The organism is Christensenella timonensis, from assembly GCF_900087015.1.
Classification (GTDB): Bacteria; Bacillota; Clostridia; order Christensenellales; family Christensenellaceae; genus Christensenella; species Christensenella timonensis.
In genome coordinates this window covers 2,020,209-2,045,314 of sequence record NZ_FLKP01000002.1, presented here as the reverse complement: position 1 = coordinate 2,045,314, position 25,106 = coordinate 2,020,209, and the positions used below count along the sequence as shown (strand labels likewise).

Here is a 25,106-nt window from a genome sequence, read left to right as displayed (position 1 = left end):
TTTCTGTAAAAAATGATATAATAAAGCGGATATAATCCATACTGGGTATGTCATGTTTATAAAAACAAAAATGACCGGACAAGCCGGGGCGCGAAGGGGTAATGACGTTGGCAAGGTATAGATATAAGGCTGTGGACGCCGGGGGGCAGGCTACAAAGGGAACGTACGAGGCGGAAAACCTGCAGGATTTCCGCGATTTCCTGAAAAGCGCAGGGCTTTACTGCCTGTCCTACAAGGTGGAACGCGAACAGTTCGGCAATTCCGTGCAGGGGTCGATCCCCGCGAAAGAGCTTTACCTGATCTGCAGCCAGCTGGGCGTGATGCTGGACGCGGGCATCGGCGTCGTCAAAGGCCTTGACGTACTGTGCCAGCAGGCGCAGAACGCAAAAATAAAGGCGATCCTTCTCTCTGTGGTGGAGGAAGTCAAGAAGGGCGTATCCTTCCACCAGGCGCTCGCCGACCAGGGCGGCGCGTTTCCCTTTTACCTGATCAGCTCGGTGGAATCGGGCGAACAGAGCGGCACGCTTGACAAAGTCATGGTGCGCATGGCGGACTATTTTGAAAAGCAGTACAAGACGAAGGCGCAGATCAAAAGCGCCCTTACCTATCCGATCCTTTTGTGTATCATGTGTATTGGCGTGGTGCTGTTGATGCTCGTGGTGGTGGTCCCCAAATTTTTGGCCATGTATACCACGTCGGGCGCGGAGCTTCCCGTACCCACGCAAATGCTTCTTAACCTGGTTTCCTTTTTACAGAATTACTGGTTCGCCGTGCTCGCGGTCGTCGTGGGCGTCGTGATCCTGGTCTTTATTTTAAAAAGCAGCCCGGCCACAAAGCCGGGGTGGGATACGGTGATGCTGCATTTTCCGGGCTTTGGCAAGATGAAGCAGACGATTTTGGCCGCCCGTTTCGCGCACACGTTTTCCATGCTCATCTCGAGCGGGCTTTCCATGATCAGCGCGCTGGAGATCGTCTCGCGCGTCCTTGACAACGGCTGCATGTCAAAATACATCGCCGTGATGGTCGAGGATGTGAAGAAGGGTATGCCGCTTAGCGAATCCATCAAAAAATTCGACGTATTCCCGCCCATGTTCAAGTCCATGATCGCCATCGGCGAGGAGTCGGGCGAGATGGACGAGCTGCTTAAGAAGGCGGCGGCCTACTATGACGAGGAATCCGACCGCGCGGTCAAGAAGATGGTGTCCATGATCGAGCCGATCACGCTGGTGGTGATGGGGTTCATCATTGGTTTTATCGTTATTTCGATCATCATGCCCATTTACGGCATGTACCAAAATATTTCATGAGGATGGGGGAAGGAATTTGCTGTCAATCGATATCGGAAGTAAATTTTTAAAGATCATACAGGGCAACGGCGATAAGTCCATCAAAACGAAAAAAGAGGTACTGTTCAAAATGCCGGAAGGCTGTGTACTGAACGGTGCGGTCGTCGATTTTGAAAAGACCGCCAAAACGCTCGCGGCGGTATTGGCTGAGGAGAAGATCAGCGACAAAAAAGCGGTCGTAACCATCAGTACGCCGGACGTCGTCGTAAAGGAAATGGCGCTGCCTAAGGCGCCCTCTAAGCAAACGGAGCAGATGATCGCAAACGAGATGGACGAATTTTTATCAGGCGAGCGTTATGCGATCGACTACCTGGCGCGCACGGACGGGGAACAGACCAAGGCGCTCGTGTTCGGCGTGGACAAAAAACTTGCGGACGGCTACCGGGACATGCTGCGCGCGGCGGGCCTTGTGCCGGTGGCGCTGGATCTCCATGCCAACGCGGTGCGCAAGCTTGCCATGGTGGCGGACGTCGTGCCCAATGCGCCGGGGCAGCTCAGTATCGTGACGGACATCGGCTGCGACCTGATCAATTTCCACCTGTTTGTGGAAGGGGAGCTGGCGTTTACGCGCTGCGCCGTTATCGGGATGGACGTCTATTCCAAGGAGACCGTCGGGGAGCTGTACGGCAAGGCCGCGCAGGAATTAAAGGAAGATATCAACTTCAATACTTATGTATCGAGGCTGGGGGACGAAATACAGAAGATGCTGCAGTTCGCGGCGACGGGGGAATACAAATCGCTGCGGGCGAAAATCTATATCACGGGCGGCGGCGCGCGTTTTGAGGGGCTGGGCACGCTGCTCGGCGACTATTTAAACCGTGAAGTCCAGACGCTCAATACAAAGATACTGGTCAACGCGCTGGGCGCGCAGGTCCGGGTGTGAGGTGGATGGTTTGAAAGATCTTAACTTTTTTGCAGGCATCAAAAAGCAGGAAGCAAGGCGCACGCTGGGGAGCTTTATGAAGGGCGGGATCATCGTGCTCGTCGTATGCGCCGTACTGGTAGGGGGCTTTTATGTCTGGCAGCTGGTGCAGCGGGCGACGGCCGTCGGGCAGCTCGCGGCGCTGGAAATGCAGATCGACGAGGTGAAATCGGGCAGCTCGGAGTATGCGGCCCTTTCTTCCAACGCGCAAAAGCTGAACGCGCTCAAGACCTATAATTCCATCATCGAGGCTTTCAACGAAAACCTGGCGGCCGATCCGCACCTCGACAGCGCCCTGATGGAGGATATCAAGGCGAAAAAACCGCAGGACGTGGGCATTGTCAAGATCGAATACACAGGCGGCGTATTAAAGCTCGACTGCCAGGCGCAGGATACCTCCTCTCCGGCGGAATTCGTGCGCAGCCTGCGCGGCTCGTCGTTCATTTCGGACGTTACATACAACGGGTATTATGCCGCGGACGGCACGGCGGTGGCGCCGGACGAAGCGGACAGCACCGCGCAGACGGGGACGGTCACGTTCTCCGTAAGCTGCGCGCTTGCAGGAGGTGAGGCGCAATGAGGCTTTCCAAAAGGGAAATGGTATTGCTCATCATATTGGGCGTCGTACTGATCGTTGTACTGGGCGTGAATTTCCTTATCGTGCCCATGCAGCAGTCGCTGCTTGATTTAAGGTCGCTCATTTCGCAGAAGCAGGACGAGCTTGTGAGCGCCCGGGCGGATACGGAAACGTCGAGCGCCCTGCTTTTTAGCATCGACGAAGAGTACGCGCGCACAAAGGAATTGCAAAAACCGTATGAAAACAGCCTGCGGCAGGAGGAGATCGACCTGTGGCTCAACAATATGCTGGCCTATCATAACCTGGAAGTAGCGAACATGGATCTTTCGGACGTCGGCACGGCCACGGCGGACTTTTCCGGCACGGACGCCTCCGCGCAGGAGGGGCAGGAATCCCTGCCCATACAGGACGCGGCGGATATCGTGAACGGCGCTTCGCCCTCGGCGCAGCCTTCCGCGCAACCGTCGGCACAGCCTTCGGCCCAGGAATCCGGCGACCCGTACGCGCAGGCGGCGGCAACCGCTACGGCGAGCGAATCGCCATCGGCACAGGCTTCGCTTTACCAGTTAAACGCGATCGTCAATTGTACGGGCAGCTTTGACGATATCATTGCGTTTGCAAACGGCCTCTACGAGAGCGGCCGCGCGCTGCGCATTACTTCCCTTTCCACGCAGGAAGCGGGGGAGGACGGGCGGATGCCCGCTGTGGTCACCATTGAATTTTACGGGATACCGGCAGTCGGCGGCGGCGCTCAGGCCGGGACAGGAGAAACGCAGGAATGAGAAATGGAAAACGCGCCAGCACGCTTGTCATGGTGCTGTGTGTGTTTGGGTTCATTGTGATCGTCGGAGTCGGCGTGATGACGCTCGCGGGTGTGGCCAATGAGCAGGCCTCGCGTACCTATGGGCAGCAGCAGGCCGATTTTGCCGCGCAGTCGGTGCTGGATACGGTAAACGGCCAGATCGTTGACCAAACGATCGACCCGTTTGCGCTGGGCACGGGCCCCACGTACAAAATCGAGGGCGGCGGCAGCGACGCCCTATTCGGGGACTACGGGATACAAATTGAAAAAGATAGTAAAAGCGGCATGGAAAACGTTTTCCGCGTTGCGGTGACAGCCGAAAAAAACGGCTTTACCTCCAGCATGTACAGCCTGCTCCAGTATACGTCCGGGAGCGGCGGGGAAGAGATCGGCCTTGCAAGCCTTTTCGACGTGGTAGCGGGGGCGACGAACCTCAATCCAAACGCGAGCATGCTGCCTTCAACGCCGGGCAGCTCCGGCTCGGAGGGCAGCGTTTTCTTTGACAATGGCGAGAGCTCGACGACCTTTTCCGGCGGGAAAGGCGTGACCAAAAACGTGGACGCCGTCGGCCCCCTGGCGTTGGGGGCGGGCGGTTTCGGTACGCAGGACGGGGATACGCACATCCAGTCGACAGGGGATATTAAGATCACGACAGGCGGCACGGTCTATTCCACGGTGCGTTCGGAAAAGAACGTGGTCATCGAACGGTCACAGGATATCCCCGGCGATATCTACGCGGACGGCGACGTGACGGTCAAAAACGGCGCGGTCGTGCAGGGCGATATCCATGCGGGCGGCACGGTCAGTCTGGAGGGATGGGGCGCTGCGGTAAACGGGACGATCTACGCAAACGGCGCCAAAAAGGACGACGGCACGCTGGAAGGCGGCAACGTGAATATCGCGGCAGGCGCGCTGGCGCAGGGCGATATCTATGCGGGCGGCACGGTCACGGTAGACGGGAACGGCGCACAAAGCAAGGGCGCTATCTATGCGGGCGGCGACGTGGTGGTGCAAAATGGCGCCGAAGCCGCCAAGGTCAAATCGAACGGGAACGTGCTCGTCAAAAACGATGTCTACAACGGCTCGGTCGGCTCTATCGAGTGTATGGGCGACGTGGATTTGGACGGCAGGTTTACAGGGGAGGTGCGCGCGAACGGAAAAGGAAAGATCGCGGGCAGCTACAGCGGGAATATTTATATCAACGGCACGGTGGAAATCACAAGCATCACGGCGATGAAGGAGCTGCATTGCGGCGCGACCATTTTCTTAAACGGCGTCAGTACGCCGCCAAGCTCCGTATATCCAAGCTTTTATGCGCCGATGATCAGGGCGGAGAATTCGGATATTTCGTATTGCAGCCTGTATGCGCAGGGAAAACCGGGCACGATCGAACTCAAAAACAGTACGGCCTATGCCGTGACAGAGGATTTGGCGCCGCAGTATTATGCGTACGGCGACGTCACGCTGGAAGACTGCAACAGCCTGCAGGTGGTGAAGATTGTTTCCAATGGGCATATCGTGCTGAAGGATTCGCAAATCCTGCGGGACAGCTGGGGCGGGGGGAATACGCTTACTGCATGGGGCGAGATACAGGTCGACGGCGGAAAGGTACAGGGAAACCTGGCGGCCGGCGGCGGGATCGAAGTCCGGGACGCGGAAGTGAAGGCAAACCTGCACGCAAGCCGCGAGATCAGGATGAAAAACGTCAGGGCGGAAATGGGTATCTGGCAATGTAACTGGGAAATGGATATCAGCGGCACATTTGACGCCGTGGGCGTCGACGCTTTCGTAGGCGGGAACCTGGGCGTGCGGCTGCCGCAGCAAACGGCGCAGGGAATCAGCGCCGGTTTTACGGTCAACGGCATCGCGGACTTTGAAAATGCCAATATCCGTGGGAACATGAACGTGATCGGCGGCGGGAGCTTCAAAAATTCGACGGCTTCGGGTACGCTCGTGTTTGGCGCGCAGCCCTCCGTTGACAATTCCAGCATTACGGGCCTCAGCGTCGTGGATCCGGGAACCATGACGCCGGTGGCGCCCCTGGGGGAAGTGCCGTGGGCGGATATCCCGTCGGGAAACGGCGATATCACGGAAATCAAAAAGCTGGATATCCCGTATGACGAAATGCCCATGGTGGATTTGAAGCTGCGGGAAAAATATGAAAACCTGCCGGAATGGAAGATCCCGGCGGCGATCGAAGCGCAGATGAAGCAAAACAATGTGTACTTCGCGTTCAACGAAAAGAAACCCGCCGGCTACGAGATCGACGGCAACGACTATATTTTCACGAAGAACTGTAACCTGACGCTGGATTTCAAAAAAGCGCAGGGACAGCAATACGGCAAGAGCCTGGTGTTCGACGCCACGGACAGCGACCTTTATATCCGCCTTAAAATGCCGGAAAACGACGGTTACACGATGGAAGTGGCGTCGGGCGTGAACATCCTTACCAAGGGGGACCACAACGTTTACCTGTTCCTCGACGAAGGGACGGACGCGGGCAATTTCGTGGACTGGGAATTGCGCGGCAATACGTTTATGGGCTACTACGACTATGCGGACGGCGTGCCGCAGGAGGGCGATACGCGCGTGCCCAACCTGTATTTGATCTCAAACGCGAAAGGCGTCGCCATGGATATCTCGCGCTACAACACGGCGTACGCGTTTTTCTATGCCCCGCAGGGCACTGTCAAGATGACGGGCAGCACGGTTTTTTCAGGCGGAGCGAAGCTTTACGGCAGCGCGATCGCCTCGCACATCGAGATGGGCAACAACCTACGGTATATCCAGTATACGCCTGAAGGGACGTTCGGCAGCGCGCCCGGCGGGGGGATCAGCGGTTGGACGGTTCTGGGCACCTACCCAGGAACGGGCGAATAACGGGTGGCCGGCATGGATAAGAAAAAAAGAGGCATGACCTTAATAGAAGTGATCATCAGCCTGGCGCTGCTGGGCATCCTTTCCGTTGCGCTTTTGGGGGTGCTCGCCCCCACTGTGAACATGGAAAAGGATACGCGCAGCATGAACGCCGCGACCTTTGACGCGGCGGGGCAGCTTGAGCGCGCGCTTTACAGTATGCGCAGCGGCTCTGATATCACGGACATGAACTATATCACATATTGGCCCCATACGCTTCATTTCGAGCTCAACGGTACGGATTTTTCCGTGGACGGCAAGCGCGTCCAGTCAAGGCAGCCGGATACCGGGCTTATATTACAGGCGTTTGCGCCGGATGCAAAAGAGGCGGGGGACTGATATGGGGGGCAAAAATGCAAAAAAGGGTTTTACGCTGATCGAGCTGGTCGTCGTCATGGCGCTGGTGGGCATCGTCGGCCTCGGCCTCGCGCTCATTTTCGTATCCGCGAACGATTCTGTCGTCACCTTAGGGCAGCAGACGGATGTGCAGGTCAAGACGAACTACGCCATGGAAACGGTACAGAAATACCTCAAATACGCGAAGGGGCTTTTGATCCATGAAACGGCGGACGACGCAAAGGAAAGCGGGAAAACATACCTTTACAGCTTAGGCGGCAGGATCTATTTGCAGGAAGGCAAAAACACCGCGGAGGATATGTTCAGCGAGGAATTCTACGAAGGGTATTATGCGGAGCTGACGGTGGGCGCCATTAGGCAGGATATCGTGACGGTGACGGTCGCGTTGACCAATAAAAACGACTTGTCCGTCGCCTATTCGCTGGAAACGGACGTGAATGTGCTCAATACGGAAACGGTCGGCGGGGCCTCGTGGGGGCTGATGGTGAGCTACGACGCGCAAACGCCCTAAAGGCCGAGCAGGGAGACGTACCACGCGATGACGGCGTTGCCCCAGAAAAGCGCGGTGACAAGGCCGGCGGAGAGCATGGGAACAAAGGGAATGGCGTCCTTGCGCCCTTTCTTTTTGGAGGCGATGAGCACAACGCCCACGATGGCGCCGATTACCACCGCGCTGAGCAGGGAAAACAGCGACAGCTTCCATCCGAGCACCAAGCCGGAGGCCGCCATCAGTTTGACGTCCCCGAGGCCCATCGCGTTGCCGCGTGAAAGTAAGACGACCAGCAGAAGAGGCCCTGCCGCGCACAGTGCACCCAGCAATCGCTCCCACCACAGGAGCGAATCCGGGAGGAAAAAGCAGGCGGCGCCGATCACAAGGATGGCGATGCTTGCGCCGTCCGGGATCTCAAAGGTATGGATATCGATCATGGAAGCGACGATAAGCACGGACACAAAGGCCCAAGAGGCGAGCGTCATCCATGTGAGGCCGAAGATATAAAAGGACAGGACGTACAGCCCGGCGCTGAGCAGCTCGACCAGCGGATATTGGGCGCTGATCCTCTCCCCGCAATAACGGCATTTCCCCCTAAGGAACAGGTAGCTGAAAACGGGGACGAGGTCAAGGGGCTTTAGCGCATGGCCGCAGCTGGGGCAATAGGAACGGCCGGCGGCCACGGACTGCTTTAAGGGCACGCGGCAGATGCAAACATTTAAAAAGCTGCCGATCACCAGCCCGAAGAGCAGGGCGAACGGCCAGAAATAAGCGAAAACAAGCATGGCGTAATATCTCCTTCGTAAGTATTATATGGGAAAGCGCCGTGCAATACAATAGGAACCAACCATTCGCGTATAAGAAAGGACAGGCGAAAATGGCAGAGCAAAAGAATATCCAGATCGGGCAGCTGCTCCTCAATGAAAACCTCATCACAGCGCAGCAGCTGAATACCGCCCTCTCGATCCAGAAGAAAACGGGAAAGCTTTTGGGGAATATCCTGATCGAGGAAAAATTCATCACGGAGACCGATTTCACAAAGGCGCTGGCAAGGCGGCTGAAAACGACGTTTGTCGATCTTTCGCAGGCGCGTATCGACCCCGCCGCGGTGCACATGCTGGGCGAGGATTTCGCGCGTGAAAACGAAGTGATCCCCATCGACCGCAAGAACGGCTCGCTCATCGTGGCCATGAGCAACCCGATGAACTTCCACGCCATCGAGGACGTACGTTTGGAAACGGGCATGGAGGTCGTACCCGTCATCGCTACCCCAAGCAGCATCCGCGACGCGATCGGCAAGCACTATGCCGACAAGGTCACGCACGAGGCGGCGGAGGATGTGAACAAGGAGTTCCGCGCCGCCATGGCAGCGCAGGAGATATCGCCTGTCGACGCGGGCATCGACGAACGCGTGGACAGCGCGCCTGTCGTGCGCCTCGTCAACTCGATCATCGAGCAGGCCGTCAAATTAAACGCCAGCGACATCCACATCGAGCCGGGCAGGGAAGCGACCCGCGTGCGCATGCGGATCGACGGCAATTTGCAGGACGTACTCACGCTGTCCACGGGCGCGCATGCCTCCATCGTGACGCGTATCAAGATCATGTCCTCCATGGACATCGCCGAGCGCAGGCTGCCGCTTGACGGGCGCTGCGAGGTCGACATCCACGGGGAAAAGATCGACCTGCGTATTTCCACGCTGCCCACGGTGTACGGGGAAAAGGCGGTAATCCGCCTGCTGGTCAACAATTTCTTGAAAACGCAGGCGGGAACGTATTCGCTCGGCCTGAGCCAGGAAAACGCCCGCCTGTTCGATAAGCTGGTACGCGCGGTACACGGCATCCTTTTGGTCACCGGGCCGACGGGCAGCGGCAAAACGACGACGCTTTACACGGTGATCGGCGAAGTCATGACGCCACAGCTCAACGTCGTGACCATCGAAGACCCGGTGGAATATAAGATCGACGGGGCAAACCAGATGCAGATCAACAACCGCGCGGGGCTGACGTTTGCCAGCGGCCTGCGCTCCATCCTGCGGCAGGATCCGGACATCATCATGGTCGGCGAAATCCGCGACAGCGAGACTGCGCAGATCGCGGTGCGCGCGTCCATCACCGGGCATCTGGTACTGTCCACACTGCACACGAACGACGCGGCTTCCTCGGTGGGCAGGCTCATCGACATGGGCGCGGAGCCGTATCTCGTCGCCTCCGCGTTGTCGGGCGTGGTCGCACAGCGGCTGGTGCGCCGTATATGCCCGCACTGCAAGCAGGAGCATCCCTCGACCCCGGCGGAAAACATGATGCTGGGGCTAAATGAAACGGTGATGCTCTACGAGGGCAAGGGCTGCCCGCGCTGCAACTTCACAGGCTACCTCGGGCGAAAGGCCATCCACGAGATACTGCTGGTGGACGAGGGGATGCAGGAGCTGATTTCCGCGCGCGAGACCTCGCACAGGATATCGGCTTACGCGCAGGAGCACGGCATGGTGACGCTGAAACAGGACATGCTGCGCAACGTGCTGGCGGGGGAATCGACCGTGCAGGAATACGTCAAAGCGGTCTATACGATATAGGGAAAGGGAAACGATATGGCAACGGTCAATGAACTGGTCATGCAGGCGGTATCGCGCGGCGCGTCGGATATCCACCTGACGGTGGGGAAAGCGCCTGTCATGCGTATCGACGGGGAGCTTATGGAGGCCGCGGAATACGGAAGGCTCGACCCGCAGGCGGCGGAGGCCCTGATCAGGCCGCTCGTCCCGCCGGACAGGATGGGGACGCTGGAAACGGCGGGGGACGTGGACTTTGCCTATGCGGTAGGCGGCCAGCGCCTGAGGGTCAACGTCTTTAAGCAGCGCGGCTGCTTTGCGGCGGCGCTGCGGCTGCTCGCGCAGTCTATCCCCACCATAGACGGGCTGCGGCTGCCGCCCGTACTGAAGCAGTTTGCCTCGCTCAGGCGCGGGCTGGTATTGGTCACCGGGCCGACGGGCAGCGGGAAATCGACCACGCTCGCGGCGATGATCGACTATATCAACGAAACGCGCAGCTGCCACATCATCACCGTGGAAGACCCGATCGAATATGTACACGAACACAAGCGCTGCATTGTGAACCAGCGCGAGGTGAGCGAAGATACCATCGCCTTTTCGTCCGCGCTGCGCGCCTCCTTGCGCGAAGACCCGGACGTCATATTGGTGGGTGAGATGCGCGACCTGGATACGATATCCGCGGCGATCACGGCGGCGGAAACGGGGCACCTGGTCTTATCCACGCTGCACACGCAGGGCGCGGCCGATACCATCAACAGGATCATCGACGTGTTCCCGGCAAACCAGCAGGCGCAGATACGCACGCAGCTCGCGGAAACGCTTGCCGCAGTCATCACGCAGCAGCTCGTGCCCGTGACGGCCGCGATGGGCGGGGGGCGTGTGGCGGCGCTGGAGGTCATGGCGCGCACGGACGCGATCGCAAACCTCGTGCGCGAAGGCAAGATCTTCCAGATCGACAACGCGATCCAGACAGGCCGCCAGTTTGGGATGCAGGGGATGGATATGGCGCTGGGCGCGCTCGTCAGAAGCCGCCTAATTACGCCGGAGGAAGCGCTCTCGCGCTGCGTCGATCCGCAGGAGATCAAACGTTATTTTTAGTCACACCTATGACTTGGCAAAAACGTGGCCCGTGTGTATAATAAATAATACCGTACATGTCACGTTATAATGCAATAATATAAAAAAAGAAAAGAGGAGAATTTTATGTTGTACAGGGCAATGCTCAAAAGGGAAAATGCCAAAAAGAACGGTAAAAAAGCGTTTACGCTGATCGAACTGATCGTCGTCATCGCGATCATCGGCGTACTGGTCGCCATTTTAGTTCCGACTATGATGGGGTTTGTAACGCAGGCGCAGGATCAGACGCGCCTTGCGAACGCGCGGTCGGTGTACAGCGCGGCGACGGCTGCGGTGGCACAATTGCAGTCGCAGAACCAGCAGGTCACACAAGCCGCTGTTGAGGCGGCGTTGCCAAATCTTTTGGGAAGCCAGTTTACTGGTAACTACACGGTTACCGTTACAGGCGGTTTGGTTGAGAGCGTAACATTTACGGATGCCAACGGTTCGGCAACATATCCTGTTCCATAATCCAATAATCCACAACCAAAAAGCCGCCCGTTTCGGGCGGCTTTTTTGATGCCTTCTTTTTCGCTATTTGAGCGCTGTCCAGCGGCCGTTGGGGTCGTGCAGCTTTTCCTTGATCTGCGCCCACGGCGTGGTCACGGAAATACCCGGGCCCTTGTACCACACGCCCTCCTCGTGGTCGTAGATGTAGCCGGTATACCACCTGCCGTTTTGTGGATAGACGCTCGCATATACCACGACGCTCGTCTCGCCGGACGTACGGTTAGAATTGACGAACGGCTGTACGTACAGCGTTTCGCCCGGATTCAGCTTGATGCCGTATTTGTCGATCAGTGATTGCGGGAACTGCGGCCATGTTCCGCCGTACTGCGCGAGCAGGGCGTTGCGCAGGCTGTCGTTGTCGCCGCGCGCCGCGATCTGTGCCTGTTCTTCGGGCGAAGCCGCGTCGTAGCGCTGCACAAACGAAAGGTAAGTTTCGTAAACGGAGCGCCCAACGACCGTTCCCGGGTCCTCAGGCATGCCGCCGCCCGAAAGCCCGTGCAGCGAACAGATGATCACGTTGTTTCCGTCCTCGTCCTTGGAGGCGGAATACGCCCCGCCGTACGGGCAGGTAATTTGTTCGTCGGTTAAGAACTGGCCCAGCGTATACGATGGATCGCCGACCGTGTTTGCCGCATACTGTCCGATGGCCGCGTTGCGGTAATCGCTGCAGGCGGCGGCCTGCGAATCCGCAGCCAGCGCGCCCATCGCGGGGACGAGCAGCGCGGCAAGAACGCCGATGATGGCGATCGTGACCATGAGCTCGATGAGTGTAAAAGCTTTTTTAGAAGATTTTTTCATAAAGGTTCTCCTCGATATGGGGCGCGTCCTCCGGCGAATTCCCCAAAAAAGCCGCCGCGTCGCCCGGCGGCATAGGCTTTGCATACAAAAAGCCCTGTATCATGTCGCAGCCGCATTCCATAATAAAGTCGCGCTGTTGTTCGTTTTCCACGCCTTCCGCCAGGATATCGATGCCCACCTCTTTGAAAGCGGCGATCATGTGCCGCACGACGGCCTCGGATTTGCGGTTGTTGACGGAAGACCAAACGAGGCTTTTGTCCAGCTTGACCGTACTGATGGGGAAGCCGAGCACAGTGGAGATATTGGAATAACCCACGCCGAAATCGTCGAGCGCAAAGCGCACGCCGCGGCTGTGTATTTCGCCTAGGAAGCTGCTTACCGCCTCAAAGTTTTCCATGAGCGTGCTTTCCGTGATCTCGATTTTGAGGTGCGAAAAGGGCGCGCCGCTCGCTTCGATGATGTCGAACACGCGCTGCGCAATATCCTCCTGCAAAAACTGCTTGGAGGAGAAGTTGACGCTGATGGTGTCCACTTCCTTGCCTTCATCGAGCTGCCGCCTCAAAAAGGCGCACACCTTGGCGAGCACCTGGTAGGTGATGCCGGTGATGAGCCCCGTGTCTTCCGCAATGGGGATGAACTCGGACGGGTAGATGGGGCCAATGGGCGTATCGTTCAGGCGCAGCAAGGCCTCCGCCTTGTTGAACTTCATGCTGTCGAGCGAAAGGATGGGCTGGTAATAGACCTCGAAGCTGTCCGCCGCGAGACGCTGCTTTAAAATATCGATGATGCGGCTGCGGCGCCTTAGCTGGTCGAGCATTTCCTGCGTACAATAACAGCAGCTCTGGTGCGCGTTTTTTTTCGCCTCCGCCACGGTGGATTCGATGCCGTCGACGAGGCCTTCCACATTGACCGCGCTGCTGGGGTATTGGACGACGGCAAGCCCGCACGACAAAAGCGTGCTGCATGTGCCCGCCTCCCATGGGAGCGTCATGCGGTGGCTCACCGCGCCGATCAGGTCGTCTGTGTCCCGCTCGGCCGGCCGGCCGGGCAGGATGGCGAATTCGTCGCCGCTGTAGCGGTAAACAAGGCTGCGGCGGGCGGCCGTGCGCAGGTATTCCGCGACGGCGCGCAGCACCAGGTTGCCGTTGTGCTGCCCGAAATTGTCGTTGACGGTCTTGAAATTTTTCAGTGACAGGACAAGCACGGTAAACGGCTCGCTCTGGTGGCGCTCCATGCGCAGCTCCAGCATTTTCAGGAAGCTTTGCCGGTTGGGCAGCCCCGTCAGGTGGTCAAGGGAGATCTGCTTGTTCTGCAAATACAGGTAAATGATCAAAAGGGCGCAGGTCGCGGCGGAGCCGGACAGGATATATTCCGGGAATAGCTGCTGCACGACGATCGCGACCCCCGCAACGATGGGGAAAGAGGCCAGTATGTTGCGGATGGAGCGTTCCAGGTGCTTGCCCCACAAAAGCGAGATGACCAGGCACGAAAAGCAGTAGAGATAGAAGATGACGTAGGTCACGGCCAGCGCCTTGCCGCGCACATAACCGTCCGTGGGGCTGATATCGAAAATCCAGTGTGTAAGCGGGTTTAACAGTATCAGCGCCAGGTAAGCCGCCGCCGGGACAGACGACAAAAGCAGCAGGCGCCAAAAGCGCGGGTGCCCCTCGAACACGATGGAGAACGCATACCAGAAATACACCACGCCCATCAGCGGCGTCGTCACGAAATAGACCGTCGTCACGAGCCAGCTCAAAAACATCGGCACGTCCTGGTAGTGGTACAGCATCAGCGTGGAAGCGATGTTGGAGGAGATGGCGATGAAGGTGACGAGGAAGCATACCTGGAAGAGCTTGTTTTTGAGCGTCGGCAAAAAGTTGCCCTGGCGGGAATAGACCCACAGGATACATAATATGACGACAGAAAAACATTCCGCGGTGATGTTCCAGACCATTGGCTGCTTCCTTTACCATGTTTTTTACGGAAAGAATCTCCAAAACAAAGCGCTTTGCAGATACTCCCATTTTATCATAAGTAAGCGGAAAACGCCATGAATTTATACCTTGCGGGTATGATTTTAAGGAAAGGGCTCATTCCTGCCGGTGGCCGAGGGCGCGCAGCCCGGCGGCAAGCTGTGCGTCGTGCGCCGCGTCAAGCTCCTGCGCGGGGTCTTTTGGTTCCCCGTCCGCCATTTCCGCCACGACGTCCGGCGTAAGCCCGATCCCCTGTATGGGCGTGCCGCTCTTGGTGAAATACGCGGAGGAGGTGAGCTTTATGGCGCTGCCGTCGCCCAGGGGATAGATTTGCTGCACGATGCCCTTGCCGTATGTCTGCGTGCCTACGAGCTTGGCGCGCCCATAATCGCGCATGGCGCTGGAAAAGACCTCGGAAGCGCTGGCCGTGCCTTCGTCCACCAAAATGACGGCGGGGAGGTTTAGCTCGTGCCCGTCGCTGCCCTCGTAGGTTGAGAGGCGGTTGCCGTCCCCATCCTCGGTGTATACCAGCAGCCCGTCGGGCAGCAGATAATCGAGCATGCTTACGACCGCGGAAAGCGAACCGCCGCCGTTGCCGCGCAGGTCATAGACGATACGCCGCATACCCCGGCTTTGCAGGTCGCCGAGCGCGTCCTGAAACTGCTGCACGCTCTCGTCCTCGAAGGAGGTGACCTGCAAATATCCCGTTTCTTCGTCCAGCATGCGGTGCTTGACCGTTTGCTCGATGATGGTCTTGCGCGTCATGGGCAGGTCGACCCGCGCGCCGCCGCGCTCCACCGTGACGGTGAGCTGCGTATCCACATCGCCCATGATGTGGTCGTAGATGATCTCCTCCAGGGGCATCTGCGTCACGTCTACGCCGTCTACGGCGACGATGATATCCCCTTCCTCCATGCCTGCTTCATCGGCCGGGCCGCCTTCGTCGACGCCGGTGACGGAAGTTTCAAGCGTTTCACCGTCCTGTGTTACGCTCGCGCCGATACCCGTATAGTTTCCCTGCAGCGAGCGCATGAACTGCTGGTATGCGTACGGATCGAGGTAATAGGAAAAACGGTCGCCGAGCCCGGCGAGCATACCGGCATACGCGCCCTCCGCGATTTGCCCTTCGTCCTGTTCAAAATAAAATTTATCGTCGACCAGCCTCTGTATCTGCTGCATTTTGGCAAACACTGGGGAAAGGGCGGCGTTGCTCAAGACCGCGCCCGAACCGTCAAAGGCGACGATACACACAAGGACGAGCGCAAGCGCGAGCACGCCGCACAAAAAGCCTTTCAGGAAACCCTTCATACCTGCAATCCCTCCGGGAGAATGTTTTCTTCTTATTGTACCACCGCCGAACGCCTTTTTCCATGCGAAGGAAAAGCGCGGGCATAAATTTAACAGAATGTTTTCCTACCGCTTGGCGGCCGCTTGTTACCTGTTGCACAAAAACGCTATGCAAGGCCCGTATGGATTGTTATAATGCAGGGGAAAGGAAGAAACGGGTTTGAAGGTACGGGTGGAAGTGCAAAACGGGATAGAAGAAGACGAGGTAGTGATCCGCTGCCGCACAGAAAACGCCGCGGTGCGCGCGGTCTGCAGGTTCGTCATGGAGCAGGAAACGCCGGGCGCGGACATCGTGTTTTTGCAGGGAGGCCGCGAGTATTATTTCCCGCTGGGAGAGGTGCTGTTCTTTGAAACGGAAGGGGAAACGGTGTATGCGCATACCGCCGGAGAGTTGTTCCGCGTGAAGTACCGCCTGTACGAGCTGGAAGAATCGCTGCCCCCGTATTTTGTGCGCATTTCAAAATCGGCGATCGTCAACATGCGCCGTATCCACGCGATCACCCGCAACATCACGGCTTCCAGCCGCATCGAGTTCCGTAACTCCTGCAAACATGTATATGTCTCCCGGCGTTATTATGCGGTCCTCAAGGAGCGTTTACAGGAAAGGATGAAATATGAAAGGTAGAAATTGGTTTTGGGGGATATTCTTTATTTTGGCGACGGTGGTGCTCATCGCCAGCCAGCTCGTGCCCTTCGGCAGTATCGGGTTTTGGCCGCTGCTGGGCGCGATCCTGCTCGTCGCGGTGATCGTGCAGCTCATCATGAGCCGTGCGGCTTGGGGAATGTTCGTCCCGCTGGCGCTGCTGTACATGATCTTCCAGGCGCCGCTCAAGCTGCCGTTTTTGCAGCCGTGGATCCTGGTCGTCGCGGGCATTTTATTGACGATCGGGTTCGGGATATTGTTCCACAAGCGCCCGCGCCATACAGGCAGCTATTCCCACGGGGGCTGCCGGCCGGAAGGAACGGCCTGCGAAGATACGAGCGACGAAAACCGACCGTCCATCAACGTGAGCTTCAGCGGGACGACCCGCTACCTGCGGGCGGGCGCGCTGGAATACGCGAATCTTTCCTGCTCGTTCGGTTCGCTGGAGGTCTACTTCGACCAGGTGCAAATAAGCCCTAACGGGGCGGAGATCTTCGTGGACTGTAAGTTTGGGAACATCGAGCTGTACGTGCCCAAAAACTGGCAGGTTTCCAACGGCACCCACGCGGGCATGGGCAGCCTGAGTTTTACGGGAACGCCATACCATGAAGCGTCCTCGCCGCACGTCACAGTCAGCGGCAATATCTCCATGGCGGGAGTAGAAGTGCACTATATCTGAAAAGAAAACCGAAAAAGCCGCACGGGAACCAGTCCCTGTGCGGCTTTTTATTATATTGGGAAAGCGCTTACCAGTCCATGTCCGCTTCGCGGATGCGGCGGGCGATGTATGGCCTGATCTTGTCGAGCGGGATGTCGAGCGCCACGGAAAGCTCGCCGTGCAGGTAATCCTCCGCCATAGCCATATACTTCTCGTCCATCAAAAGCGGCTTCCTGCCATCCTGCTTGCGCTCCGAAATGCGCAGGTAAAGGCTCTTTACGACCTTGACCCATTCGTAACAGTCAAAGGAGGCGAGCGCGTCCTTATAGCTTTGTTCGCGCGCGCTGTCGTCGTCGAGCCACTCCGCCTTGATCTCCGGGATCTTTTCCACCAGCTCGTTGGCCTGTTCCTTCGTCAGGATATTGCGCATTTTGATGTTGCCGTCCACAGGGACGAATATACTGTCGCAGGGAGAGTGCAGGGGCTTTAAAATATAGTACCGCCTTTTTTCCCCTTGCATAAAGTCACGTTCTTCCACGCCCGCAACGCGGCATACGCCCGCGGACTCGTGCATCACATAATCATCTTGTTGGAACACGTTTCCATCACTCCTTTTCAGTGGTAAAAAAAGGACGCACTGTAAAAACGACAGGACTTACGTCTTTTTGACTGCGCGTCATTACTTATAGTATACCAGAAAACCGCAGGGAAATGTAAGCGAATTTTTCCGGCGGGCAGATCGTGTTATTCATTAAAAAATCAGGGTATATATTTTATATTCATAAATGCGGTACAAAACAGTAAAAATACAGGAGGGCGGAACATGAAAACAGCGATCGAAGCGGCGTTTCCGGATTATGTGGAAGACCTGCGCGCACTGGTGGCGGCAAACAGCAAAAACGCACCGGCACAGGAGGGCGCGCCGATGGGCGCGGGCGTCGCGCAGGCGCTCGATGCGATGGTATCCATCGCCCGCCGCATGGGGTTTGCGGTCACGGTAGACCCGGACGGGTACTATGCGTACGCGGAAGCGGGCGAAGGAAAAGAAATGGTGGGCGTATTGGGGCATCTGGACGTCGTTCCCGCGGACGACGTGGAAAATTGGGCGACGCCGCCCTTTACGCTCACGGAAAAAGACGGCATGCTCTATGGGCGGGGCACGAGCGACGACAAAGGCCCCACGCTCGCCGCACTGTATGCCTTAAAACTCCTGCTGGACGGCGGGGCAAAGCTTAGGCGGCGCGTGCGCTTCATCTTTTGCACGGACGAGGAATCGCTGTGGCGGGGCGTCAAGGCCTACGCGGAAAAAGAGGAACACCCGACCATGGGCTTCACGCCGGACGCGGATTTCCCGCTGCTTTACGCAGAAAAGGGACTGGTGGAATATACGCTCACAGCGGCGCGGAAAAATAGCGTTACGCTTTCGGGCGGCACGGCCTTAAACGCAGTCGCGGGCAGTGCGCAAACAGGCGCCGACGCCAAGACGGCGCAGGCATTAAAGAAACTGGGCTACGATTTTACAGAAGAAAACGGAAAGCTTGTCGTGCACGGCAAGGCGGTACATGCAATGGCGGCCGATAAGGGCGTCAACGCCATCGTGCGCCTCGCGCAGGCGCTTGCCCTGGCGGGGAACACGGAGGGCATGGTCAAATTCCTCGCGGAAAAATGTACGGACGCAAACGGACGGGATATCTTCGGCGACGTGTCTGATGAATATTCGGGCAAGCTCACGTTCAATGTGGGGCTGGCGGATATGAAGCCGGGCAAACAGACGCTGGGCGTCGATATCCGTTTTCCGGTGACGTACGAAAAGGAAAAAGTGACGGACGCGCTCAAAAAGGCTGCGGAACCTTACGGGATCGGCGTGGAGCAGTTCGATTACCTGCGCCCGCTGCACATATCGACGGATACGCCGCTGGTAAGATCGCTGATGCAGGCATACCAGGAGGTGACGGGCGACGCCAAAACGCAGCCTATCGCAACAGGCGGCGCGACATTTGCGCGCAGCATGGACAATATCGTCGCCTTTGGCGCGCTCATGCCCGGCGCCCCCAAAACGGAGCACGAGGCAAACGAGCACGCGGTGGCAGCTGATCTCAAGACCGCGATCGCGGTGTATATGCGCGCGTTCGTGCTGCTGGCGGCGGAGGGGTAAGCATGGAGCAGGCAAAGAAGAAATTCAAGATGCCCAGCGCCTATGTGATCATCTTCATAGTGCTCATCGTGGTGGTGGTGCTCACGTATTTTATTCCGGTATCGGTGCGCGACCCGCAGACGGGCGACGTGGTGTACAACGCGACATTTGATGCGGACGGGCAGATCGTCGAAAACGCGGGCCCCCAGCCGCAGGGCTTGTGGGATGTGCTGATGGCGCCGGTAGAAGGCTTCCAGCGCTCGAGCGGCGTAGGTATCGCCCTGCTTGTAGTGGGCGGCTTTTTGAGCGTGATGACGGCGACAGGCGCGCTGGAAGCGGGCATCGGCAGGCTGCTCAAGAAGCTGAAGGGCGGTATGCTGATCGCGATCATGAACCTGGCCTTTGCCCTGATGGGCACGGTGTTTGGTTTCTGGGAAGAAATATTGCCTTTTTCGCTGGTCGTGATCCCCATGTTCGTGCTCGCCGGATACGATGTGATGACGGGCATCGGCGTGCTCTTTGTGGGCGCGACGGTGGGGAATATGGCCGCGGTGGTAAACCCCTTTGCAACGGGCGCGGCGGTAGGCGCGATCGGCGACCCGAACCTGACCATCGGTTCGGGCATCGTGCTGCGCATCGTTTTATTTGCTATCATGTATATTATCTCCACGGTCATGCTCATGCGCTATGGCGCTCGCGTGCGCAAGAACCCGGAGACTTCCGCGCTCGCGCATATTGAGGGCGTAAAGACGAGCGTGGACGGCGAAAAGAAGGAATTGCCGGCCATGACGCCGGTGCGGTTCGCTTCGGCGATCATCTTCATGGTCATGGTAGCAATCCTGATGATCGGCTATATCCCGTGGGAATCGCTGGGCGGGGAGGCTGCGGGCAACGCGGTCAACGCCATCGGCATCGGGCTTTCCAAAGTCCCCATACTGGGCGATATCCTCGGCGCGGGCAACGCGACGCCGCTGGGGGACTGGGGCTTTAACGAATTCTCCGTCCTCTTCTTCGCAGGGGCGCTGATCCTAATGGCCATCAACCGCATGAAGATCGACGACTTCATCAAGAATTTCCTCGACGGGGCAAAAGACCTGCTGGGCGTGGTACTCATCTTAGCCATCGCCAACGGCATCGCCATCGTGATGGGCAGCTCGACGCAGGGCATGTCCGTTACGCTCGTATACTGGATATCGAACGGCCTCGCGCAGGTGCCGCTGTGGATCTTCGCGGTGGTGGCGGTCGCTTCCTACCTGCTCATCGGACTTGCGCTGCAATCCACAAGCGGGGTCGCGGGGCTTTCCATGCCCATTTTGAGCGCGGTGGCGTCCGCCCTGTTCGCAACGTCGGCCATCGGCGCGGTGGGCGGGGAGATCGTGCTCATCAGCTCGTTTACGGTGGGCCTTAACTTCATGACGCTCATCTACCCGGGCGCGGTCAATTTGGGTACTGCGGAAATGTACGGCGTACCCTATAACTCTTACCTCAAATTCGTGCTCAAATACGGTGTGCCCATGCTCGTCGTTTCCACGGTGGTCATCGCGCTGGCGCCGTATATCGGGCTGGTGTTCTAGTCATTCGCAGGCCTCGTCCCTTATCCGGTGCAGCTTTTGCATGGCGCAGCGCGCGACAGGCTGGGCGATGCACGCTTCTACAAAAAAAACGCTGGCTTGCAAGCGGAGAGCGTGCGCAGGCGGCCTCCGCAAACTCATTTTGTGTCATGCCGCTTGTCCGCAAAATCGCCCTTTTTCCTGCGGAAGGCAGAGGGCGTATACCCGGTCAGTTTTTTGAATGTTTTCGCAAAATAGCTGGTGTCGTTAAAGCCGGTGTCAAAGCAGATCTCCGTGATGGGCTTGTCCGTTGACGCAAGCTGCTCCGCCGCAATTTTCACACGGTATTCCATCAGGTAGCGGAAAGGCGTGATGCCGATTTGCTGCCGGAAGCAGCGGCAGCATGTCCTGACGCCGATGTTCGCGCCCCGGGCGATATCGCCAAGCGTCACCGGGTGCTTATAATGCGCATGGATATAAGTCAGTATGCTTTTGATATGCTGGTTCTGCGGGCGGCAGCCGTCCTGTGCGGGCGGCACTGCCTTTTCCAAAAGGGCGCACCATGCCTGCGACAGCAAATTCCGCGTTTGCAGCTCGTAGCCATAGTTGGCATCGGCATAGGCAGCATAGGCGCTTTGCAAAGCCGCGAGGACGGCGCGCTGCCAACCAACCGCCGGGGAAAACGGGACGACGCCGATGTTTGGGTTGGCGACCAGCGGCAGTACGTATTTGGTTTCGTAAACACTGTGCGGCGCGCCCGCGATGATTTCAGGATCGAACACGATGTTCACGGTCTTGCACGGGGGCCGGCCAACCGGCCGCATGGCGTGGAGCCGGTTGCTGTTGATAAAAAAACCGTCCCCGGAAGCCAATGTAAGCTTGTGGTTTTCGTATTCGATGGCGATGCTCCCCTCGGAGACGTAGCCGAACTCCACCTCCCGGTGCCAGTGCCAGGGGACATAATGCGTGACCAGCCCGTAGATATCATTGCAATACATCCCCAGGGGAAAGGAGGGCGTACCGCGCGGCGTCAACTCCCGCAAAGCGTGGTCGACCACGATTTCCTGTAACTGCATGGCAATACCTCCTGCATGGCTATATAATTATAGTATATGGCATTATTTTACCTGATACAAGGGGAACGGTATCTATATAATTATATTTGAAAAGGGTAATCAGAGGTGCGCACAATATGCAAACCAGCAAAAAAATATAAATCACTTCATTTTCTGGAAAAACGCGGCTGCCGCCTGTACGGTAACCGCGTTTTTTCATTGCCTGCATCGTATGCAAAATCATCCAAAGATTAAAGGAAGATCAAATTCCCGGGAATATTCCGTTATTAATAATATAATTAAAAGAGTAAATTCGGATTTCTTCTCTGCGTGTTGCTGTAATTCAAGGTAAATTTGCCAAAACTCATCTTCCTCAAGCATAGCGCCATCGATCCGGCATATCTTATTCCACCGTTTTATGTCGCTCTGTATCCACATTTCCGCACTTTGCATAAAAATACCACCTTTCTATCAATCAATTTGCGTGATTGCTCAATATATTGAGCCTTAGTGTTTTCATTATAACCTATAATTACAGAATCCACTCAACTATTTGAGCATTTTTTGTGGAAAGGGGTCGCGTATGCAAAAATTAAAAGACAGCAATATGGGTTATACCTTGCGCGCCCTTAGGAAAGCGAACGGTTATACGCAGGATCAATTGGTTGCAAAGTTGAACCTGATGGGAATAGAAACCAACAGGAACGTATACTCCCGTATAGAAACCTGCGAGCTAAATATCCCTGTTAACCTGCTTGTTGGATTACAGGAGATCTATTCCTGCACTTTTGACGACTTCTTCCGGGCACCAGAGGATATCCAGAATATGTAATAATAACAAAGTAACAATAAAAGCCGAACCCTTTTGGATTCGGCTTTTATGTTTTGGTGGAGCATAGGAGATTCGAACTCCTGACCCCCACAATGCCATTGTGGTGCGCTACCAGCTGCGCTAATGCCCCTCGTCGAAACACGGCCATTTGCTCGTTTTATCCTTATGGATAAAAGCTTCGCGGTTATGGCCGGTTTCTCCTCTTACCCCACGAAACCCGCTAACGCTGGGCTTCCGCGGGGGACTGTTTCCGCTTGCAAATCGGATTCATTCCTGACGAACGTACCTATTATATCACGGGCGAAACGCGATGTAAATATATTACTGCGACTGTGCGTCCGCAAGATCCATTTTGCGGGCTTCTTTTTTATAACAGACGATGAAGATGATGAAGAACAACAGCGCCAGCGCCGCCATGGAGAGGAGGAACGAGACGGATGCGCCCATCAGGCCGTAGGATTTGACAAGGATATTAGCGATGATAAGCGAAAGCGCCAGCGTCGCGCCATAGCCGACGACGAGCAGCTTTTGCTTGCGCAGCACGGTGATGCCGTAAAACATCAGCGTCACGACCGCGTTGCACCCGCCGCCCAAAACGAGGATCAATAGCTCGGGGCGGTAAGCGGAAAGATCCAGGCCGTAAAACCACGACAAAACGGGGATGCCGAAGAAATATCCCACCACTTCGCCCGCGACGGTCAGGAAAACGATGGCGACCAGCAGCTTTCCGATGATGCGCGTCAGCCTGCTGCGGTCGTGGTCGGCCCACGCCTGCGCCATCGGCGTGACCATCGGGCGGAAAATAAACGTACTGAATAAATTGATGACGAACGACGGCATGAACAGTGCGCCGAAATACGCTTGGTAGTCGTTATTTTCAAACGACATATAGGTATCGATCGCATATTTGGGCGCGTTGTTGATGTAAACCAGCATGAAAGACCCTGCAAACATGGGCAGGCATACCCACAAAAGCTTGAAAACCGCTTTTTTGTTCCAGTGGAAAGCGCCCCCGTAAAAATTCCGGAAAATCATGAGGTTAAAGAGCATAAAACCAATGGCCGCGGCAACGATAGCCGCGATACACGCGCCGAGGAGGGAACGCGTCGCGAGCAGCGCCGCAACAAACGCCGCCGTGGAGAGCAGCACGCGCAGCGAAAGCGAACGCCCCGCAACGTCGAGGCGGCCTTGCTGCTGGTAGAGGCCGTGGAACACGTCCTCCAAAGCGTCAAACACCTTATAGATACACAAAAGGAGGGTAACGGCAGCTTTTTCAGGCGTATAGCCGCTCAGGTACACAAAGAAAAAGCTGGTAACGACCATGGCTGCGACCGTCACGAAACGTGAGGTCAAATAGTCGCTGAAAGAATAAACGCCCTTGACGTCGGTCGCCTGGAAGGCGCGCATTTCGTAAAACCCGATGGTAAGCATCATGAGCGCGGTGGAATTGGCGAGCTGGAAAATGCCAGCGTCGTTTGCGCCCAAAACACGCGTCACGGCAAAGAATAATATGACGGACGCCAGCGCGTTCGCCATGCTGCCGATGATGTTCCAAAGGTATATTTTCCGTTCCAGATTGTCTGTGTTTCCCAATAATAACCTGTTCATACCCAGCCATTATAGCATTTCCGGCAGGGCGAAACAACACTTAATGAACGGCGCGCGTTACGATGGCCTGAAATGTGTCCATATAAGAAGTTGTTCAAACTCAATTCACATTGGGAGATTATGATATATAAGTTAAGCGGGATTTTTACTGGCGGCGGCGTGCCGAAAGTGATATGATAAGTAAGGAAAAAAGAGGCTTCTCAGGAGAGTGCATATGCAAAGCTTTGTAACGGCACAGGGTATTTACAAAAGATACTGCATGGGCGAGGTAACCATTACTGCCTCGGACGGCGTTGATTTTACCATAGAAAAAGGCGAATTTTGTGTGATCGTCGGCTCTTCGGGCGCGGGGAAAACGACCATGCTCAACATTTTGGGCGGTATGGATACGTGCGACGAGGGGCTGCTCCTTGTCGACGGCAACAGGGTGAGCGAATACAATTCGCGCCAGTTGACGGAATACAGGCGCTACGACATCGGGTTCGTGTTCCAGTTTTACAACCTGGTGCAGAACCTGACGGCCAAGGAAAACGTGGAACTGGCAACGCAGATCTGCCCAAACCCGCGCGACGCGCAGGAAGTGCTGGGCGAAGTCGGCCTTGCGCACAGGCTGGATAATTTTCCGGCGCAGCTTTCGGGCGGGGAGCAGCAGCGCGTTTCCATTGCGCGCGCTCTCGCGAAAAACCCCAAGCTTTTGTTGTGCGACGAGCCTACGGGCGCGCTCGATTCAGATACTGGCAAGACGATCCTAAAGCTTTTGCAGGATACCTGCCGCGAAAAGAACATGACGGTGGTGGTCGTTACGCACAACCACGCGATCACGCCCATGGCCGACCGCATCATCAAAATGAAAAACAGCAAGGTGAAGGAAGTCATATTAAACGACCATCCGACGCCGGTGGAAGAGATAGAGTGGTAAAC

The 25,106-nt window shown here is 56.7% G+C and carries 24 protein-coding genes and 1 tRNA gene; 16 read left to right on the top strand and 9 right to left on the bottom strand.

Features of this window, described 5'->3' with window-relative positions; translation table 11 throughout:
• Nucleotides 1–107: 107 nt before the first annotated feature.
• Genes BN6471_RS11120 through BN6471_RS11090 form a run of 7 tightly spaced genes read left to right on the top strand, consistent with a single transcriptional unit; the run spans nt 108 to nt 7,431 of the window.
• Entirely contained in the window at nt 108–1,307 is a 1,200-nt protein-coding gene (locus BN6471_RS11120) for a type II secretion system F family protein (protein ID WP_162270206.1), read from the top strand.
• Nucleotides 1,308–1,323: 16 nt separating this feature from the next.
• Nucleotides 1,324–2,229 carry a pilus assembly protein PilM gene (gene pilM, locus BN6471_RS11115; RefSeq protein ID WP_066649012.1) on the top strand — a complete coding sequence of 302 codons (906 nt, stop codon included), beginning with the start codon at nt 1,324–1,326 and terminating at the stop codon, nt 2,227–2,229.
• 10 nt (nt 2,230–2,239) lie between these two features.
• The gene (locus tag BN6471_RS11110; protein ID WP_066649009.1) at nt 2,240–2,848 is read left to right on the top strand and encodes a PilN domain-containing protein; all 609 of its coding nucleotides are present in this window, start codon (nt 2,240–2,242) and stop codon (nt 2,846–2,848) included.
• Nucleotides 2,845–3,627, top strand: a complete 783-nt coding sequence (locus tag BN6471_RS11105) for a hypothetical protein (RefSeq protein ID WP_066649007.1) — start codon at nt 2,845–2,847, stop codon at nt 3,625–3,627. The genes BN6471_RS11110 and BN6471_RS11105 overlap by 4 nt, the downstream gene beginning before the upstream one ends.
• Nucleotides 3,624–6,527, top strand: a complete 2,904-nt coding sequence (locus BN6471_RS11100) for a polymer-forming cytoskeletal protein (protein ID WP_066649004.1) — start codon at nt 3,624–3,626, stop codon at nt 6,525–6,527. Before BN6471_RS11105 ends, BN6471_RS11100 begins: the two co-directional genes overlap by 4 nt.
• Before the next feature lie 12 nt (nt 6,528–6,539).
• Nucleotides 6,540–6,902, top strand: a complete 363-nt coding sequence (locus tag BN6471_RS11095) for a type II secretion system protein (RefSeq protein WP_066649001.1) — start codon at nt 6,540–6,542, stop codon at nt 6,900–6,902.
• A gap of 1 nt (nt 6,903) precedes the next feature.
• Nucleotides 6,904–7,431: a PilW family protein gene (locus tag BN6471_RS11090; protein ID WP_066648992.1), complete on the top strand. Its 528-nt coding sequence runs from the start codon at nt 6,904–6,906 to the stop codon at nt 7,429–7,431.
• Here BN6471_RS11090 and BN6471_RS11085 read toward each other — a convergent pair.
• Complete coding sequence (locus BN6471_RS11085; RefSeq protein WP_066648986.1) at nt 7,428–8,195, bottom strand: prepilin peptidase; 768 nt, start codon at nt 8,193–8,195, stop codon at nt 7,428–7,430. The genes BN6471_RS11090 and BN6471_RS11085 overlap by 4 nt on opposite strands.
• Before the next feature lie 92 nt (nt 8,196–8,287).
• On the opposite strand from BN6471_RS11085, the gene BN6471_RS11080 reads away from it, so the two are divergent.
• The 3 genes from BN6471_RS11080 (at nt 8,288) to BN6471_RS11070 (ending at nt 11,548) form a co-directional block, all read left to right on the top strand.
• A complete protein-coding gene (locus BN6471_RS11080) occupies nt 8,288–9,985 on the top strand; it encodes a GspE/PulE family protein (protein ID WP_066648981.1) in 1,698 nt (565 codons plus the stop codon).
• A gap of 15 nt (nt 9,986–10,000) precedes the next feature.
• Entirely contained in the window at nt 10,001–11,059 is a 1,059-nt protein-coding gene (locus tag BN6471_RS11075) for a type IV pilus twitching motility protein PilT (RefSeq protein ID WP_066648975.1), read from the top strand.
• A 105-nt stretch (nt 11,060–11,164) separates the two neighbouring features.
• Nucleotides 11,165–11,548, top strand: a complete 384-nt coding sequence (locus BN6471_RS11070; RefSeq protein WP_066648974.1) for a type IV pilin protein — start codon at nt 11,165–11,167, stop codon at nt 11,546–11,548.
• A gap of 63 nt (nt 11,549–11,611) precedes the next feature.
• Here BN6471_RS11070 and BN6471_RS11065 read toward each other — a convergent pair whose 3' ends face one another.
• The 3 genes from BN6471_RS11065 to BN6471_RS11055 all read right to left on the bottom strand — a co-directional run bounded on the left by BN6471_RS11065 (nt 11,612) and on the right by BN6471_RS11055 (nt 15,666).
• Nucleotides 11,612–12,385: a prepilin-type N-terminal cleavage/methylation domain-containing protein gene (locus BN6471_RS11065; RefSeq protein WP_066648973.1), complete on the bottom strand. Its 774-nt coding sequence runs from the start codon at nt 12,383–12,385 to the stop codon at nt 11,612–11,614.
• Complete coding sequence (locus BN6471_RS11060) at nt 12,369–14,339, bottom strand: putative bifunctional diguanylate cyclase/phosphodiesterase (protein WP_066648972.1); 1,971 nt, start codon at nt 14,337–14,339, stop codon at nt 12,369–12,371. The genes BN6471_RS11065 and BN6471_RS11060 overlap by 17 nt, the downstream gene beginning before the upstream one ends.
• A gap of 136 nt (nt 14,340–14,475) precedes the next feature.
• On the bottom strand, nt 14,476–15,666 hold the full coding sequence (locus BN6471_RS11055; protein ID WP_066648970.1) for a S41 family peptidase: 1,191 nt from the start codon (nt 15,664–15,666) through the stop codon (nt 14,476–14,478).
• A 199-nt stretch (nt 15,667–15,865) separates the two neighbouring features.
• Here BN6471_RS11055 and BN6471_RS11050 point away from each other — a divergent pair, with 199 nt between their 5' ends.
• Both BN6471_RS11050 and BN6471_RS11045 read left to right on the top strand, forming a co-directional pair.
• Entirely contained in the window at nt 15,866–16,330 is a 465-nt protein-coding gene (locus tag BN6471_RS11050) for a LytTR family DNA-binding domain-containing protein (RefSeq protein WP_066648967.1), read from the top strand.
• Nucleotides 16,320–17,027 carry a LiaF transmembrane domain-containing protein gene (locus BN6471_RS11045; RefSeq protein WP_066648964.1) on the top strand — a complete coding sequence of 236 codons (708 nt, stop codon included), beginning with the start codon at nt 16,320–16,322 and terminating at the stop codon, nt 17,025–17,027. Before BN6471_RS11050 ends, BN6471_RS11045 begins: the two co-directional genes overlap by 11 nt.
• A gap of 67 nt (nt 17,028–17,094) precedes the next feature.
• On the opposite strand, the gene BN6471_RS11040 is transcribed toward BN6471_RS11045, so the two are convergent.
• On the bottom strand, nt 17,095–17,604 hold the full coding sequence (locus BN6471_RS11040) for a CarD family transcriptional regulator (protein ID WP_066648961.1): 510 nt from the start codon (nt 17,602–17,604) through the stop codon (nt 17,095–17,097).
• Between the two features lie 225 nt (nt 17,605–17,829).
• Between BN6471_RS11040 and BN6471_RS11035 the strand changes: the two genes are divergently transcribed.
• Both BN6471_RS11035 and BN6471_RS11030 read left to right on the top strand, forming a co-directional pair.
• Complete coding sequence (locus tag BN6471_RS11035; RefSeq protein ID WP_066648958.1) at nt 17,830–19,161, top strand: Sapep family Mn(2+)-dependent dipeptidase; 1,332 nt, start codon at nt 17,830–17,832, stop codon at nt 19,159–19,161.
• Nucleotides 19,162–19,163: 2 nt separating this feature from the next.
• On the top strand, nt 19,164–20,714 hold the full coding sequence (locus BN6471_RS11030) for a YfcC family protein (RefSeq protein ID WP_066648952.1): 1,551 nt from the start codon (nt 19,164–19,166) through the stop codon (nt 20,712–20,714).
• Between the two features lie 134 nt (nt 20,715–20,848).
• On the opposite strand, the gene BN6471_RS11025 is transcribed toward BN6471_RS11030, so the two are convergent.
• Both BN6471_RS11025 and BN6471_RS11015 read right to left on the bottom strand, forming a co-directional pair.
• On the bottom strand, nt 20,849–21,766 hold the full coding sequence (locus BN6471_RS11025; protein ID WP_066648949.1) for an AraC family transcriptional regulator: 918 nt from the start codon (nt 21,764–21,766) through the stop codon (nt 20,849–20,851).
• Between the two features lie 219 nt (nt 21,767–21,985).
• Nucleotides 21,986–22,198, bottom strand: a complete 213-nt coding sequence (locus BN6471_RS11015; RefSeq protein ID WP_066648943.1) for a hypothetical protein — start codon at nt 22,196–22,198, stop codon at nt 21,986–21,988.
• A 130-nt stretch (nt 22,199–22,328) separates the two neighbouring features.
• Here BN6471_RS11015 and BN6471_RS11010 point away from each other — a divergent pair, with 130 nt between their 5' ends.
• On the top strand, nt 22,329–22,577 hold the full coding sequence (locus BN6471_RS11010) for a helix-turn-helix domain-containing protein (protein ID WP_066648942.1): 249 nt from the start codon (nt 22,329–22,331) through the stop codon (nt 22,575–22,577).
• 54 nt (nt 22,578–22,631) lie between these two features.
• Here BN6471_RS11010 and BN6471_RS11005 read toward each other — a convergent pair.
• A tRNA-Ala gene (locus tag BN6471_RS11005) sits at nt 22,632–22,707 on the bottom strand.
• Between the two features lie 191 nt (nt 22,708–22,898).
• Complete coding sequence (locus BN6471_RS11000; protein WP_066648939.1) at nt 22,899–24,185, bottom strand: lipopolysaccharide biosynthesis protein; 1,287 nt, start codon at nt 24,183–24,185, stop codon at nt 22,899–22,901.
• 214 nt (nt 24,186–24,399) lie between these two features.
• On the opposite strand from BN6471_RS11000, the gene BN6471_RS10995 reads away from it, so the two are divergent.
• Nucleotides 24,400–25,104, top strand: coding sequence for an ABC transporter ATP-binding protein (locus tag BN6471_RS10995; protein ID WP_066648937.1), 705 nt, complete (start codon nt 24,400–24,402; stop codon nt 25,102–25,104).
• The last annotated feature ends 2 nt before the right edge of the window (nt 25,105–25,106 follow it).

Coding starts and splice junctions, on each gene's coding strand:
- BN6471_RS11105 (WP_066649007.1), top strand. CDS start 2,845: ATGAGGCTTTCCAAAAGGGAAATGGTATTGCTCATCATATTGGGCGTC.
- BN6471_RS11100 (WP_066649004.1), top strand. CDS start 3,624: ATGAGAAATGGAAAACGCGCCAGCACGCTTGTCATGGTGCTGTGTGTG.
- BN6471_RS11095 (WP_066649001.1), top strand. CDS start 6,540: ATGGATAAGAAAAAAAGAGGCATGACCTTAATAGAAGTGATCATCAGC.
- BN6471_RS11090 (WP_066648992.1), top strand. CDS start 6,904: ATGGGGGGCAAAAATGCAAAAAAGGGTTTTACGCTGATCGAGCTGGTC.
- BN6471_RS11085 (WP_066648986.1), bottom strand. CDS start 8,195: ATGCTTGTTTTCGCTTATTTCTGGCCGTTCGCCCTGCTCTTCGGGCTG.
- BN6471_RS11080 (WP_066648981.1), top strand. CDS start 8,288: ATGGCAGAGCAAAAGAATATCCAGATCGGGCAGCTGCTCCTCAATGAA.
- BN6471_RS11075 (WP_066648975.1), top strand. CDS start 10,001: ATGGCAACGGTCAATGAACTGGTCATGCAGGCGGTATCGCGCGGCGCG.
- BN6471_RS11070 (WP_066648974.1), top strand. CDS start 11,165: ATGTTGTACAGGGCAATGCTCAAAAGGGAAAATGCCAAAAAGAACGGT.
- BN6471_RS11065 (WP_066648973.1), bottom strand. CDS start 12,385: ATGAAAAAATCTTCTAAAAAAGCTTTTACACTCATCGAGCTCATGGTC.
- BN6471_RS11060 (WP_066648972.1), bottom strand. CDS start 14,339: ATGGTCTGGAACATCACCGCGGAATGTTTTTCTGTCGTCATATTATGT.
- BN6471_RS11055 (WP_066648970.1), bottom strand. CDS start 15,666: ATGAAGGGTTTCCTGAAAGGCTTTTTGTGCGGCGTGCTCGCGCTTGCG.
- BN6471_RS11045 (WP_066648964.1), top strand. CDS start 16,320: ATGAAAGGTAGAAATTGGTTTTGGGGGATATTCTTTATTTTGGCGACG.
- BN6471_RS11035 (WP_066648958.1), top strand. CDS start 17,830: ATGAAAACAGCGATCGAAGCGGCGTTTCCGGATTATGTGGAAGACCTG.
- BN6471_RS11030 (WP_066648952.1), top strand. CDS start 19,164: ATGGAGCAGGCAAAGAAGAAATTCAAGATGCCCAGCGCCTATGTGATC.
- BN6471_RS11025 (WP_066648949.1), bottom strand. CDS start 21,766: ATGCAGTTACAGGAAATCGTGGTCGACCACGCTTTGCGGGAGTTGACG.
- BN6471_RS11015 (WP_066648943.1), bottom strand. CDS start 22,198: ATGCAAAGTGCGGAAATGTGGATACAGAGCGACATAAAACGGTGGAAT.
- BN6471_RS11010 (WP_066648942.1), top strand. CDS start 22,329: ATGCAAAAATTAAAAGACAGCAATATGGGTTATACCTTGCGCGCCCTT.
- BN6471_RS11000 (WP_066648939.1), bottom strand. CDS start 24,185: ATGAACAGGTTATTATTGGGAAACACAGACAATCTGGAACGGAAAATA.
- BN6471_RS10995 (WP_066648937.1), top strand. CDS start 24,400: ATGCAAAGCTTTGTAACGGCACAGGGTATTTACAAAAGATACTGCATG.